At 55.8% G+C, this 13,910-nt stretch carries 10 protein-coding genes and 1 tRNA gene; 6 read left to right on the forward strand and 5 right to left on the reverse strand.

The window, feature by feature from the left end; all coding sequences use genetic code 11:
• Positions 1–39 precede the first annotated feature (39 nt).
• From WG891_RS23745 to xylA, 3 genes are all read right to left on the reverse strand, one after another.
• A complete protein-coding gene (locus WG891_RS23745; protein WP_337264747.1) occupies positions 40–1,281 on the reverse strand; it encodes an MFS transporter in 1,242 nt (413 codons plus the stop codon).
• A 339-nt stretch (positions 1,282–1,620) separates the two neighbouring features.
• Positions 1,621–3,072, reverse strand: coding sequence for a xylulokinase (gene xylB, locus WG891_RS23750; RefSeq protein ID WP_337264748.1), 1,452 nt, complete (start codon positions 3,070–3,072; stop codon positions 1,621–1,623).
• Positions 3,073–3,468: 396 nt separating this feature from the next.
• Entirely contained in the window at positions 3,469–4,788 is a 1,320-nt protein-coding gene (xylA, locus tag WG891_RS23755) for a xylose isomerase (RefSeq protein ID WP_337264749.1), read from the reverse strand.
• A gap of 317 nt (positions 4,789–5,105) precedes the next feature.
• Between xylA and xylF the strand changes: the two genes are divergently transcribed.
• The 4 genes from xylF (at position 5,106) to xylR (ending at position 10,079) form a co-directional block, all read left to right on the forward strand.
• Positions 5,106–6,101, forward strand: coding sequence for a D-xylose ABC transporter substrate-binding protein (gene xylF, locus WG891_RS23760; RefSeq protein WP_337264750.1), 996 nt, complete (start codon positions 5,106–5,108; stop codon positions 6,099–6,101).
• 27 nt (positions 6,102–6,128) lie between these two features.
• Entirely contained in the window at positions 6,129–7,670 is a 1,542-nt protein-coding gene (locus WG891_RS23765) for a xylose ABC transporter ATP-binding protein (protein WP_337264751.1), read from the forward strand.
• On the forward strand, positions 7,648–8,832 hold the full coding sequence (gene xylH, locus WG891_RS23770; protein ID WP_337264752.1) for a xylose ABC transporter permease XylH: 1,185 nt from the start codon (positions 7,648–7,650) through the stop codon (positions 8,830–8,832). Before WG891_RS23765 ends, xylH begins: the two co-directional genes overlap by 23 nt.
• Positions 8,833–8,900: 68 nt before the next feature.
• On the forward strand, positions 8,901–10,079 hold the full coding sequence (xylR, locus tag WG891_RS23775) for a D-xylose utilization transcriptional activator XylR (protein ID WP_337264753.1): 1,179 nt from the start codon (positions 8,901–8,903) through the stop codon (positions 10,077–10,079).
• 200 nt (positions 10,080–10,279) lie between these two features.
• Here xylR and WG891_RS23780 read toward each other — a convergent pair whose 3' ends face one another.
• Complete coding sequence (locus WG891_RS23780) at positions 10,280–10,870, reverse strand: DJ-1/PfpI family protein (RefSeq protein ID WP_076943753.1); 591 nt, start codon at positions 10,868–10,870, stop codon at positions 10,280–10,282.
• A 174-nt stretch (positions 10,871–11,044) separates the two neighbouring features.
• Here WG891_RS23780 and WG891_RS23785 point away from each other — a divergent pair.
• Both WG891_RS23785 and WG891_RS23790 read left to right on the forward strand, forming a co-directional pair.
• A tRNA-Sec gene (locus tag WG891_RS23785) sits at positions 11,045–11,139 on the forward strand.
• 244 nt (positions 11,140–11,383) lie between these two features.
• Positions 11,384–12,574 carry a tyrosine-type recombinase/integrase gene (locus WG891_RS23790; protein ID WP_337264754.1) on the forward strand — a complete coding sequence of 397 codons (1,191 nt, stop codon included), beginning with the start codon at positions 11,384–11,386 and terminating at the stop codon, positions 12,572–12,574.
• A gap of 118 nt (positions 12,575–12,692) precedes the next feature.
• On the opposite strand, the gene WG891_RS23795 is transcribed toward WG891_RS23790, so the two are convergent.
• Positions 12,693–13,796, reverse strand: a complete 1,104-nt coding sequence (locus WG891_RS23795; RefSeq protein WP_337264755.1) for a nuclease — start codon at positions 13,794–13,796, stop codon at positions 12,693–12,695.
• Positions 13,797–13,910 lie beyond the last annotated feature (114 nt).

Below are 13,910 nucleotides of genomic sequence, written 5' to 3' on the forward strand. Positions count from 1 at the left end.
GTGCCATCTGCGCACCCGATTTAAAATGGTGCCCGAACCTTAGACTGCTTCCGTCGGCGTTGAGGCTACGCCACCGCGTTTGGCGAGGAACACCGCCACCAGCGCCAGCCAGCACAGGCCGCTTAGCAGGTTGAACAGGTTAAACCATCCGCTCCCGCCCCAAACATAGGCGACTTTAGCCAGCTCGATACCTACGGTGAATACCGCCATGCTCAACATCCCCATGGTGGCAGAAACGGTGCCTTTACTGACATCGCTGGAAAACAGCGTCAAACGATATAACCCAGCGTTCGCCAGCCCGATACCGAAGGCATACAGGCTCAGCCCGGCGGTCATCCACAGATAAGCATGCTCGGAGAACACCGTTGCCAGCGCAGCGATCAGCAACCCCACAATCATGGGGCCAGCACCTAGCTTGATCAGGCGCTCAACGCTGTTTTTACCGGTCAGACGGGCCAGCGTCAGGTTGCCGAGGATCAGCGCACCGAATACCGGGATTTGCAGCAGGCCATAATCCATGGTGGAGAGCGACTCGCCGCTGATCAGGATCACCGGCGACTGAGCAATCCACGCCAGCAGAGGCAGGCTGGCAAAGCCGATCGCCAGTGCCCCGCAGATAAAGCGGCGGTTAATCAGTACCTGGCGATAGTCGCGCCGCAGGTTGGCTGCGGAAAAGGCTTCCCCCTGCAGCGTGGCGGTTTCCGGCATCGCTTTCCACAGGCCGACGAAGGCAATGGCTGCCAGAGCGGCAAAGATCACGAACATGCTTTGCCATGGCGCAATCTGGATCAGGGCAGCACCAGCCAGCGGCCCGAGCAGTGGGGCGATCAGCGCCACGTTGGCCATCAGCGCGGTGATTTTGATACACACCGACTCTTCAAAAGACTCCTGAATGGTGGCATAGCCTACTGCGCCGATAAAGCACAGGCCGATCCCTTGCAGGAAGCGCATAAAGATAAACTGCTCAATGCTGGTCACCAGCAAGATTGCCAGACAGGCGACGATAAAGAAGGCAACCCCGGCCAGCATCACCGGGCGGCGGCCGCGCCGATCCGACAGCGGGCCCAGCAGCCACTGCAGAAAGATACCGCCAGCCAGATAGGCGGTCATTGAGGTCGGCACCCACTCCTCGCCAGCGTTAAAATCAGCTACCACAGCCAGCATACCGGGTTGGATCATATCGTTGCCGATATAGGTGGCAAATTCGAACAGCACCAGACAAAGCGGGAATAACAGCGCCTGTCGGCCCAAGCGTGCCACAGGGGGTAATGTTGTTTTCATATTTATACTACTGATAGCAAAGAAAAATAAGGAACTGCCAGGGGCGGGAAGCGCAATCTGAGCGAGTCGAAGCGGTTATTTTGCCGCCAATTGTTACTCTTGGCAATCAACATCTGGAACTTACCGTGTTGGGCCTGCTGCCGCTGGGGCGCTTCAGGGATCAGGCTGCTGCGATGCCCGCCCCGCATTGACCGGTGTCATCGGTTTTTTTTCAGCTCGCTGACGCTGGCGCTCGTGTCACTCAAAATAATGTTGGTCATATTTACCTAATAAAAAGACTGATTAACAGGTCTGATTGTAGCGTTGAAATAACCTGTTAACCCGTCTTTAAAGGGGGAATCACATCAGCGGCCGCAGGCAACGATATAGCTCGCGGAAGGTGCTGCGCCGTTCGGCGTACTGCTGATGTCGCTCGGCATCTGGCTCGTGCACCTGCTCCAGCGGCAATGCGGGCAGTAAATCGCTTAGCGGCTGGCCAGGGTTCAACGCAATCTGCGCCAACCGTGCCGCTCCCAGCGCCGGGCCGACGTCGCCACCGGTGCGGTATTCCAGCCGCTGGCCGCTGATGTCTGCCAGCATCTGGCGCCAGAACGCGCTACGTGCGCCGCCGCCAATCAGCGTAATGGCAGAAGGTTGCAGGCCGCTGGCGTGCAGCACATCCATGCCGTCTGCCAGTGCGAAGCCGACCCCTTCCAACACCGCGCGTGCCAGTTCGTTCGGCCCATGCTGATGGGTAAAGCCCCAGAAAGCGCCTTTGGCATTCGGGTTATTGTGCGGCGTGCGCTCGCCGGAAAGATAAGGCAAGAACCATAACGGAGCATCCGCCGGTGTGGCCTGTTCGACATTGCGCAGCAGGGTGGCAACGCTGTCGACGTTGGTCAACTGGCAGGCCCAGTCCAGGCAGGAGGCGGCACTGAGCATCACCGACATCAGGTGCCAGGTGTGCGGCAGCGCATGGCAGAAGCTGTGCACCGCGCTGGTTGGGTTGCTGAGAAAGCCGTCGCTGACCGCGAAGTACACACCGGAGGTGCCAAGGGAGAGCATCGCCTGCCCGGCCTGATACAAACCCACGCCGATGGCTCCCGCCGCGTTGTCGCCGCCACCGGCCACCACCGGCACCGGGGCGATACCCCAGAGCTTGGCCAGTTCAGCCTGCACCTGCCCGGTGATCTGATTCCCCTCAAACAGCGCAGGCATCTGATCGCGCGTTAGCCCGCAGGCGGCCAGCATCGCGTCGCTCCAGTCACGCTGCGCCACGTTCAGCCATAGGGTGCCTGCCGCATCGGACATATCGCTGGCGAACTCGCCGGTAATGCACCAGCGCAGATAATCTTTTGGTAATAACACCTTGTCGATTTGGCGGAAAACCTGCGGTTCATGCTGTTGAACCCACAGCAGTTTGGGGGCGGTAAAGCCCGGCATCATCAGGTTGCCGGTGATTTCCCGCGAGTTGGGTACGCTTTGCTCCAATGCCTGGCACTGCGCAAAGCTGCGGCCGTCGTTCCACAAAATTGCCGGACGCAGCACTCGTTGCTGCTTATCCAGCAGCGTTGCGCCGTGCATCTGGCCGGTGAGGCCGATGGCTTTCACCGCTTGCAGATCGTGCTGCTTGCCCAAGGCCAGCATGGCGCGATCGGTGGCCTGCCACCAGTCCTGAGGCGCTTGTTCAGACCACAAAGGGTGTGGGCGCGAGATGGGCAAAGGTTCACCGTGGCTGGCGAGCAGTTGGCCCTGTTCGCCGAGCAGGATGACCTTTACGCCGGAAGTGCCAAGATCGATACCGATGTACATGGGTGCAGTTCCTTTAATATGTCATATAGCCCCTTCACCTGAGGGGAGGTTTTTTCCCCTCATCCTAGCCTTCTCCCTAAGGGAGAAGGGAGGTACGGTGCAAACTTGCAGGCAGCCGCGATGCTGTTCAATCGAGCATAATGCTCGGCGTATCGCCCCCTCTCCCTGTGGGAGAGGGCCGGGGTGAGGGCATTGGTGAGCGGTATCTCCTCGTCCTAGCCTTCACCCTAAGGGAGAAGGGAGGTACGGTGCAAACTTGCAGGCAGCCGCGATGCTGTTCAATCGAGCAGCATGCTCGGCGTATCGCCCCCTCTCCCTGTGGGAGAGGGCCGGGGTGAGGGGCCTTCGCCAATGTACCCCTCACTCAACTTTCCCCCAAAGGAGCCAGAGGCGGAGTTAGCCAAATAGATAACGGTTAACCAGATTTTCAACATGCTCCTGATGCCCGCTCGCATGTTGCGGAGCCAAAGCCTGCTGCTCAGCGTACTGTGCCAGCGCTTCGAGCGACAGCTTCCCTTGCAGGATTTGCTGGCCCAGCTCGCCGTTCCACCCGGCGTAACGCTTGGCCACCTGCTGATGCAGCTTGCCATCCTCGATCATGCGCGCCGCCACTTTCAGCGCCAGTGCCATGGTATCCATCGCGCCAATATGGCCGTAGAACAGGTCATATTTATCGGTGCTCTGGCGGCGCACTTTGGCATCAAAGTTCAGGCCGCCGGTGGTGAAACCGCCCGCTTTGAGTATTTCGAACATTACCAGTGCGTTCTCCTCCACGCTGTTCGGGAACTGATCGGTATCCCAGCCCAGTTGCGGATCGCCACGGTTGGCGTCGACCGAACCGAAAATACCCAGCGCAATGGCGGTGGCGATTTCGTGATGGAACGAATGCCCGGCCAGCGTCGCGTGGTTGGCTTCGATATTCACCTTGATCTCTTTTTCCAGCCCGAACTGCTTGAGGAAGCCGTACACGGTGGCAACGTCGTAATCATACTGGTGCTTGGTGGGTTCCTGCGGTTTAGGTTCGATCAGCAGCGTGCCCTGGAAACCGATTTTGTGCTTGTGCTCCACCACCATCTGCATAAAGCGGCCAATCTGCTCGCGCTCCTGGCGCAGATCGGTATTGAGCAGGGTTTCATAACCCTCGCGCCCGCCCCACAGCACATAGTTTTCACCGCCCAACTGGTGTGTGGCATTCATGGCGGTAAACACTTGGGTGGCGGCCCAACTGAACACTTCCGGGTTCGGGTTGGTGGCCGCACCGGCGGCATAGCGCGGATTGGTAAAGCAGTTGGCGGTGCCCCACAGCAGCTTTACGCCGCTGCTCTGCTGTTTCTCGGCCAGCACCTCGGCCATGGCGGCGAAATTGTTCAGATACTCTTTCAGCGTTGCACCTTCTGGCGCGACGTCGATGTCGTGGAAGCAGTAATAAGGCACGTTCAGCTTGTGGAAAAACTCAAAGGCCACGTCGGCCTTGCGTTTGGCCAACGCCAACGCATCACCCGGCTGCTGCCATGGGCGATCGAAAGCCCCCACGCCAAACATGTCTGCACCGTTCCAGCAGAAGGTATGCCAGTAGCAGGCGGCAAAGCGCAGGTGATCGGCCATCCGTTTACCAAGAATGATTTCATCGGGATTGTAATGGCGGAAGGCCAGCGGATTATTGCTACCGGTGCCTTCATAGCGAACCTGCTCGATCTGATCAAAATAGGATTGCATTAGCGAACTCCTGAATAACTGGGGATAGTGGGTTAGATTTATCTTCGGAGTTAGCGGGCTGATGCTCAATTACGTTATTTCACACTTAAATTCACAGAATTATTAAATGTGCGCGGGATCTCATATTAACGTTTATTCAACCTCATTAGCGGCATGGTTATAAAACATGATCGCTATCATAAAATTAACATTAAACCAAAAATCATAATTCGCCGGTAAAAATCTGCAATTGCCGAATGAAAAATAAGTGTCAACAATCGGCTGGACGTTTCGTGATTCATATTACCCATATACACTACACTGAAAAGGGTTATAAGATGAAAATTAAACCTATTCTCCTCTCCGCCTGCGCCCTTTTGCTGCTGGCCAGCCAATCAGGGTTCAGTAAAGAAATTAAAATCGGTATGGCTATCGACGACCTGCGTTTAGAGCGCTGGCAGAAAGATCGCGATATTTTTGTGAAAAAAGCCGAATCGCTGGGGGCGAACGTGTTTGTGCAGTCTGCCAACGGTAATGAAGAAACCCAGATGTCGCAGATTGAAAATATGATCAACCGCGGCGTCGATGTGCTGGTGATTATTCCTTATAACGGCCAGGTGCTGAGCAACGTGATCAGCGAAGCGAAACGTGAAGGCATTAAGGTGCTGGCCTATGACCGCATGATCAACAACGCCGACATTGATTTCTACATCTCGTTCGATAACGAAAAAGTGGGCGAAATGCAGGCGCAAAGCCTGGTAGAGCGTGTGCCGCAGGGTAATTACTTCCTGATGGGCGGCTCACCGGTGGACAACAACGCCAAGCTGTTCCGCAAAGGGCAGATGACCGTGCTGCAGCCGTTGATCAACAGCGGCAAGATTAAAGTGGTGGGCGATCAGTGGGCCGATGGCTGGCTGCCGGAAAACGCGCTGAAGATTATGGAAAACGCCCTTACGGCCAATAACAACCATATCGATGCGGTCGTCGCTTCCAACGATGCCACCGCCGGTGGGGCGATCCAGGCGCTGGCGGCGCAAGGGTTGGCGGGCAAAGTGGCGATCTCCGGCCAGGATGCCGACTTGGCGGCGGTGAAACGCATTGTGGCGGGCACCCAAACCATGACGGTGTATAAACCGATCAGCAAATTGGCCGATGAAGCGGCAGATATTGCAGTGCAGCTGGGTAAAGGCGAACAGCCAAAATCCAATGCCAAATTAAATAACGGCAGTAAAGAGGTCTCTGCCTGGTTATTAACCCCGGTTCAGGTGGATAAATCGAATATCGACAGCACCATTATTGCCGATGGCTTCCATAAGAAATCCGATCTTAATTAATTCTCGCGAAGCTCTTTGGAGGGAATAATGCCCTGCCTGTTAGAAATGAGAAATATCACTAAACAATTCGGCGTGGTAAAAGCCGTGGATAATGTCAGCCTGCAATTAGAGGCTGGGCAGGTATTATCCTTGTGCGGTGAAAATGGTTCAGGGAAATCAACGCTGATGAAAGTGCTGTGCGGAATATATCCGCACGGCAGTTATCAGGGGGAGATCTATTTTTCTGGCGACCTTATTACGGCAAAAACCATTCGTGATACTGAACAGAAGGGCATTGCCATCATTCACCAGGAACTGGCGCTGGTGAAGCAGATGACGGTGCTGGAGAACATGTTTCTCGGCAACGAGTGGGGCCGCTTTGGGCTGATGGATTACGACAATATGTACCTGCGCTGCCAGCGCATGCTGGCGCAGGTCAAACTGGAGGTGGATCCGCATACTCGCGTCGGTGAACTGGGGCTGGGCCAGCAGCAACTGGTGGAGATCGCCAAAGCCTTAAACAAGCAGGTGCGTCTGCTGGTGCTGGATGAACCCACCGCTTCGCTGACGGAGAGTGAAACCGCCACGCTGCTGGCGATCATCGCGGATCTGCGCGATCACGGCATTGCCTGCATCTACATTTCGCACAAGCTGAACGAGGTGAAAGCGATCTCGGATCTGATCTGCGTGATCCGCGACGGCAAGCACATCGGCACCCAGCCAGCGGCGGGCATGAGCGAAGACGACATTATCGCCATGATGGTGGGGCGTGAACTGACCGAGCTGTATCCGCAGGAACAGCACGCTATCGGCGAGGTGATCCTGCAGGTGGAAAACCTCACCGCCTGGCACCCGGTTAACCGGCATATTCGCCGGGTGGACGATGTTTCCTTCCGGCTACGGCGCGGCGAGATCCTTGGCGTGGCCGGGCTGGTGGGTTCCGGGCGCACCGAAACCATGCAGTGCCTGTTCGGCGCTTATGCCGGGCGCTGGCAAGGCAGCATCCGCATCGACGGGCAGCCCGCCACCATCACCACCTGCCGCCAAGCGATGCAGTATGGCATCGCCATGGTGCCGGAAGACCGCAAGCGCGACGGCATTGTGCCGGTAATGAGCGTTGGTTCGAACATGACGCTGGCGGCGCTGGGGGATTTCAGCGGCCCGCTGACGGTGCTGGATAGCGCGCAGGAGCAGGCGACCATTCAGCAATCGCTGGCGCGCCTGAAGGTGAAAACCTCTTCGCCGGAGCTGGCGATTGGCCGGTTGAGCGGCGGCAACCAGCAGAAAGCGATTCTGGCGAAGTGCCTGCTGCTGAACCCGAAAATCCTGATCCTGGATGAACCCACGCGCGGGATCGATATCGGTGCCAAACATGAAATCTACAAGTTAATTAACCAACTGGTGCAGCAAGGGATTGCGGTGATTGTGGTGTCTTCCGAACTGCCGGAAGTGCTGGGGCTGAGCGATCGGGTGCTGGTGATGCATCAGGGGCGCATCAAGGCCGATTTAATCAACCGTGGTCTGACCCAGGAACAGGTAATGGAAGCGGCATTGAGGAGTGAAACCCATGTTGAAAAACACGCAATCTGAAGTAAGCCTGCCGCCCGTGGTGCAGAAAAAGCCGTTGCCGGGGCTAAAATCCGTCAACTTGCAGGTGTTCGTGATGTTGGCGGCGATCGTCGTCATCATGCTGTTCTTCACCTTTACCACCGAAGGGGCCTATCTCAGCGCCCGTAATATCTCCAACCTGCTGCGCCAGACGGCGATCACCGGCATTCTGGCGGTGGGCATGGTGTTCGTGATTATTTCGGCGGAGATCGACCTTTCCGTGGGTTCGATGATGGGCTTGCTGGGCGGCGCGGCGGCGATATTCGACGTCTGGCTCGGCTGGCCGCTGCCGCTGACCATCGTGGTCACGCTGCTGGCGGGGCTGCTGCTCGGGGCCTGGAACGGCTGGTGGGTGGCGTATCGCAAAGTGCCTTCGTTTATCGTAACGCTGGCGGGCATGCTGGCGTTTCGCGGCATCCTGATCGGCATGACCAACGGCACCACGGTGTCACCCACCAGCAGCGCCATGTCGCAGATTGGCCAGAGCTACCTGCCGAACGGGCTGGGTTTTGGCATGGGTGCCGTTGGCCTGATGCTGTTTGTGGCCTGGCAGTGGCGGCAGCGCAGCAAGCGCGCCCAGCTTGGCTTGCCGGTGGCGGCACCGGGCGGGGACGTTACCCGACAAAGTATTCTGGCTATTCTGGTGCTGGGTGCTATTTACTTGCTGAATGATTACCGTGGCGTGCCGACGCCGGTATTGATCCTCACTGCGCTGATGCTGGCGGGGATTTTTATGGCGACGCGCACCGCTTTTGGCCGCCGTATCTATGCGATCGGCGGTAACATTGACGCTGCGCGGCTTTCCGGGGTGAACGTGGAGCGCACCAAGCTGGCGGTGTTTGCCATCAACGGCCTGATGGTGGCGATTGCCGGGCTGATCCTCAGTTCGCGCCTGGGGGCGGGTTCACCTTCGGCGGGGAACATTGCCGAACTGGACGCCATCGCCGCCTGCTTGATCGGCGGCACCAGCCTGGCAGGTGGGGTCGGCAGCGTGGCCGGGGCGGTGATGGGGGCGTTTATCATGGCGTCGTTGGATAACGGCATGAGCATGCTGGACGTGCCGACCTTCTGGCAGTACATCGTCAAAGGTGCCATTCTGCTGCTGGCGGTGTGGATGGATTCCGCCACCAAGCGCCGGGTGTAACCATGCTGATGGGGGAGCCTGGCGGCGACGCAAAATCCACAGAGCGGTTTTTATTCAGGAGGCCCCCCATGTTCGAAAAGCGCTACCGTATTACCTTGCTGTTCAACGCCAATAAAGTGTATGACCGCCAGGTGGTGGAAGGCGTGGGTGAGTATCTGCAGGCTTCGCAGAGTGACTGGGACATCTTTATTGAAGAGGATTTCCGCTGCCGTATCGATAACATCAAAGACTGGCTGGGCGATGGCGTGATTGCCGATTTCGACGATCGGGACATTGAACGCTTGCTGCATAACGTCAACGTACCGATTGTCGGCGTCGGCGGTTCCTACCACCGCGAAGAAGATTACCCACCGGTGCATTACATCGCCACCGATAACCACGCGCTGGTGGAGGCGGCGTTTATGCACCTGAAGGAAAAGGGGCTGAACCGTTTTGCGTTTTATGGCCTGCCGGTGGAAGGCGGTAAACGTTGGGCGCAGGAGCGCGAGCAGGCCTTCCGCCAACTGGTGGCCGAGGAGCAGTATCAGGGCGTGGTGTACCAAGGGATGGCCACCGCGCCGGAAAACTGGCAATACGCGCAAAACCGCTTGGCGGATTGGATACAGACGCTGCCGCAGCAGACCGGGATTATTGCCGTGACCGACGCGCGGGCGCGCCACCTGTTGCAGGTGTGCGAGCACCTGGATATCCCGGTGCCTGAAAAGCTGTGCGTGATCGGTATCGATAACGAAGAGTTAACCCGCTATCTTTCACGCGTTGCATTATCCTCGGTGGCGCAGGGCACGCGCCAGATGGGCTATCGCGCCGCCAAGCTGCTGCACCAGTTGCTCGATCGGCGTGAGTTGCCGCTGCAACGCATTCTGGTGCCGCCGGTGAAGGTGATTGAGCGCCGCTCGACCGATTTCCGCTCGCTGCGCGACCCGGCGGTGATTCAGGCCATGCATTACATTCGCCACCATGCCTGCAAAGGGATCAAGGTGGAACAGGTGCTGGACGCGATCGGCATGTCCCGCTCCAACCTGGAAAAACGCTTTAAAGACGAAACCGGCCAGACCATCCATAACGTGATCCACGAAGAGAAGCTCGATCGCGCCCGCAACCTGCTCACCGCCACGTCGCTGTCGATCAATGAGATCTCACAGATGTGCGGCTACCCGTCGCTACAGTACTTCTATTCGGTGTTTAAGAAAGGCTATGACATGACGCCCAAAGAGCATCGCGATCGCTATGGGGAGGTGGGGTATTGAGACCTTTAAAACTGCTTATTGGGAAGGTGAACAGTTTGCGAACGTCGATAGGCAATACGGTAGGGGGACGCGTTTACTTTGCTGAATATGCAGGCATGACTGAGGGTTTAACAACAGAAAGCGCGGTAACAGTCTCACTCCCGGCGTCAGGCCAGAAAGCGCTAGCTGTGCCGCGCCCAGATAGCAGCAGTGTTCAGCGTTTATGCAGGCACTGCTTGTTGTGGTACTTGCCAGTTTTCGTGATAGATGTGCTCAGCCTGCTCTTGCGTGGTGGCATAATCGCCGGTGAGGCGATAGGCGACGGTGAAAGCAAAATCAAATGCAGCCCCCGGCCCTTTGCCACTGATCAGGTTACCGTCTTCAACCACTTTTTCTGCCACATAGGTGCCATCTGCCACTTCGCGATGCAGTTCACCAGAGCAGACATAACGGCGCCCTTGTAGCAACCGGTTGACGGCCAGCACGCGAGCAGCAGCGGAACACTGTGGGCAAATCAACTTGTCGGCTTCATCGTGACGGCGGATAAACTCCACGGCCATCGAATTATCCGCCATGTTGGCAGTTGCCTGCGGCCCACCAGGGATTACCACGGCGTCGTACAGGACATCCATACGGCGCTCCAACAGAGCATCGGCGAACATACGCATCTTGTTATAGCTGCGGAGTTCCAGCCGATCCTGACAGGACAGCAGTTCCACATCAATCTTCAGACGACGCAATACGTCGATCACAATAACCGCCTCAGCCTCTTCAAATCCTTCGCTTAGCAGGACGGCAACTTTCTTGGTCATAGCATCTCCAGCAATGGACGGGTGAATAACCCGGGCCCTATCAGGTTAGCAGATAAGCGGCGGAAATCTTGGCCGGGAGGCCAAGTGTAAGAAGAGGATCGCGGAAACACGATTTCGCGCTTAGCACCAGGGGGGATTCGCGCTATAATCCGCCACTTGCTTCCGTTTTTTAGAGGAAGATCATCGTCCCCGGTGGGGCGGCTGGACTTCAAATCCAGTTGGGGCCGCCAGCGGTCCTGGGCAGGTTCGACTCCTGTGATCTTCCGCCATTCGATGTCTGTTAAACTCTCCTGAACTCAACTAAAACCCCGTGTATACTGGCTTTAAGCCACAACTCTGTCTACAGGATTCAACAGAGCTCAACCCATATCAAGTGATAAATGGGGGTGCTTTAGGGGGTTCCAAAATGTATGCTATTTTTTGGCACCCCCTGAGCTATGTTGTAACCCCGTTCTATCTGGTCTGGCAGTACCTTGCTTGAAGATGCTGCTCATATTTATCAATGGAGATGCTATGCCGCTAACGGACATAAAAGTGAAAACAGCCAAACCGATGGAGAAGGCCTACAAGTTGACTGACGGCGGTGGTATGTATCTGCTGGTTAAACCCAATGGTTCAAAATACTGGCGTTTGAAATACCGCTTTGTTGGTAAAGAAAAGATGCTTTCTATCGGCGTGTATCCCGATATTTCATTGGCCGATGCGCGACAAATCAGAGATGAGGCACGCAAAACGTTAGCCTCAGGTGGTGACCCTGGTGAAGTAAAGAAGACTGAAAAGCTGTCACAAAAGCTTTCTATCGCGAACACATTCGAAGCCATCGCACGCGAGTGGCATCAGCATAAGGCCGACCGTTGGTCGTTGCGCTACCGTGAGGAAATCATCGACACCTTTGAGAAAGACGTTTTCCCGTATATCGGCAAACGCCCTATTGCGGAAATCAAGCCGATGGAGTTGCTGGAAACCTTACGACGCATGGAAAAACGTGGGGCACTGGAGAAAATGCGTAAGGTACGGCAACGCTGTGGGGAGGTTTTCCGCTATGCCATTGTTACCGGGCGTGCTGAATACAATCCCGCGCCTGATTTGGCGACAGCATTGGCTACACCGACAAAAGTACATTTCCCTTTTCTTAGCGTTGAAGAACTGCCTTACTTTTTGCGAGATCTGGCAGGCTATACCGGCAGCATCATCACCAAAACCGCAACGCAAATCATCATGCTGACAGCGGTTCGTACCCAGGAGCTGCGTTTTGCTCGTTGGCAGGATATCGACTTTGAGAAAAGGCTTTGGGAAATTCCCCCCGAAGTGATGAAGATGAAGCGGCCCCACATAGTTCCGTTGTCTGAGCAGGTGGTGAATCTGTTTTTGTCACTGAAACCTATTACGGGTGCGTATCCATTGGTGTTCATTGGGCGAAATGACCGGACGAAGCCGATTTCAAAGGAAAGTGTTAACCAGGTGATTGAGCTGCTTGGGTATAAGGGAAGGCTGACGGGACACGGCTTCCGCCACACGATGAGCACGATTTTACATGAAAAGGGCTATAACTCGGCTTGGATTGAGACTCAGCTTGCCCATGTGGATAAGAATGCGATTCGCGGGGCCTACAACCATGCGCAGTATCTGGAAGGTAGGCGGGAGATGATGCAGTGGTATGCCAACTATATCGACAGCCTGGAAAGTGTAAACACAACGAAATAAGTGCTCGGCCCGTCAAGGGCTGAGCTTTATCTCTCCTTTTCTTTTTTTGCACTTTACTTGGGGTGTGTATTTTTTTATGCAGTCTCTTGTATATATGGAAAAAATCATCACCAGGGCATTACAATTCTGTGTTCCAATTTCCGAAATAACGCTTTAATTTATCTACAGTGTGCCGCCATTTCGGGGTTGTAGGCTTACAGACCGTATTTTGGTTGCCGAAGAAACCGACTTCGTTAACTGCTTCTTGTTCACTGCGGGTTTCCAGCCATTTCACCGAGACAAAATACTCCGACTTATCGGGGTCATCCGCATTCTCCTGATAAAGATCACCGTACTTAAGCACCTCCATCGCCAACTTTTCCCCTTGTTCGGTGTTAATGGTGAAGCTACTAGCAGGCTCAATGGCGCTCTGCACTATCCCGACGCCGACGTAACCCGTTGCCGGGATTTTTACCCACACACGATCGCCAGGCTGAAGTTGTTTTAACGTTTGGCTGTACCAACTACCACCACCGGCGCTAATAAAATCGTAGCGGCGAGCCTCTTCCCAATTGCGGCTGTGCGGGTCGCCAAACGAGACATAAAACTCACCGTTCCAGGGTTCTTTTGCATTGGCGCTTGTGCTTGCGGTGGCCTGTGCGGCATTGGTTTGCGTCTCACTCGGGTCGATCAGCCAGGCGCGGCTTAAGAATTGCTCATCACCGTGCTGGAATACCTTAAAGAACAGGACGTTAATCGAGATGCCGTTCTTGCTCAGATAATCGACGATACGCTCGGTGGAGGGATCCAGCTCCGCCGCCACGATAATGATTTGATGCGACTTGTTGAGAGACTCTTCTTCCAGTTCGGTATTAAAGCGTTGTTTAAATGCCTCACCCAAATTGCCACCGCCGGAGAATTTTTCGTAAATCTGCGACAGGCGATCGGCGGTTAAGTCATCCACCCAGGAGGCGTAATCCAGCGCCTGCGCGACCACCTCGCGCGGCGTGCGGTCGCGCTTAAGCTCAATCAGGATCAGTGAGGCATCCGGCGCAATCGCCAGCAGATCGATACGCCCTTTATCGAGGGTATTTTCCTGATGGCCGATGATCATCCACTGGTCAGAGAGGATAGTGGGGTCGTTTAAAATCATCTTCTCCAGCAGTTGCTCGCTGGCGAGTTTGCTGATAGTTAGCGGTTGGGGATTCTCCCCAACCCGCCAGATTGCATGATGAACCGGCATCGTCGTAACCGAACGGCGAACTCGCGTTGTGTGATTAAAATAATGTAATAAGCTAGCAGACATTAACTGAAGCTGTTTTCGGCGTAGGGTAATAGCTCGCTGATCCGGCTGTTC

Source organism: Serratia sp. MMO-28, from assembly GCF_037199905.1.
In the GTDB taxonomy this organism is placed as follows: domain Bacteria; phylum Pseudomonadota; class Gammaproteobacteria; order Enterobacterales; family Enterobacteriaceae; genus Chania; species Chania oryzae.

Coding starts and splice junctions, on each gene's coding strand:
- WG891_RS23745 (WP_337264747.1), bottom strand. CDS start 1,281: ATGAAAACAACATTACCCCCTGTGGCACGCTTGGGCCGACAGGCGCTG.
- xylB (WP_337264748.1), bottom strand. CDS start 3,072: ATGTACATCGGTATCGATCTTGGCACTTCCGGCGTAAAGGTCATCCTG.
- xylA (WP_337264749.1), bottom strand. CDS start 4,788: ATGCAATCCTATTTTGATCAGATCGAGCAGGTTCGCTATGAAGGCACC.
- xylF (WP_337264750.1), top strand. CDS start 5,106: ATGAAAATTAAACCTATTCTCCTCTCCGCCTGCGCCCTTTTGCTGCTG.
- WG891_RS23765 (WP_337264751.1), top strand. CDS start 6,129: ATGCCCTGCCTGTTAGAAATGAGAAATATCACTAAACAATTCGGCGTG.
- xylH (WP_337264752.1), top strand. CDS start 7,648: ATGTTGAAAAACACGCAATCTGAAGTAAGCCTGCCGCCCGTGGTGCAG.
- xylR (WP_337264753.1), top strand. CDS start 8,901: ATGTTCGAAAAGCGCTACCGTATTACCTTGCTGTTCAACGCCAATAAA.
- WG891_RS23780 (WP_076943753.1), bottom strand. CDS start 10,870: ATGACCAAGAAAGTTGCCGTCCTGCTAAGCGAAGGATTTGAAGAGGCT.
- WG891_RS23790 (WP_337264754.1), top strand. CDS start 11,384: ATGCCGCTAACGGACATAAAAGTGAAAACAGCCAAACCGATGGAGAAG.
- WG891_RS23795 (WP_337264755.1), bottom strand. CDS start 13,796: ATGCCGGTTCATCATGCAATCTGGCGGGTTGGGGAGAATCCCCAACCG.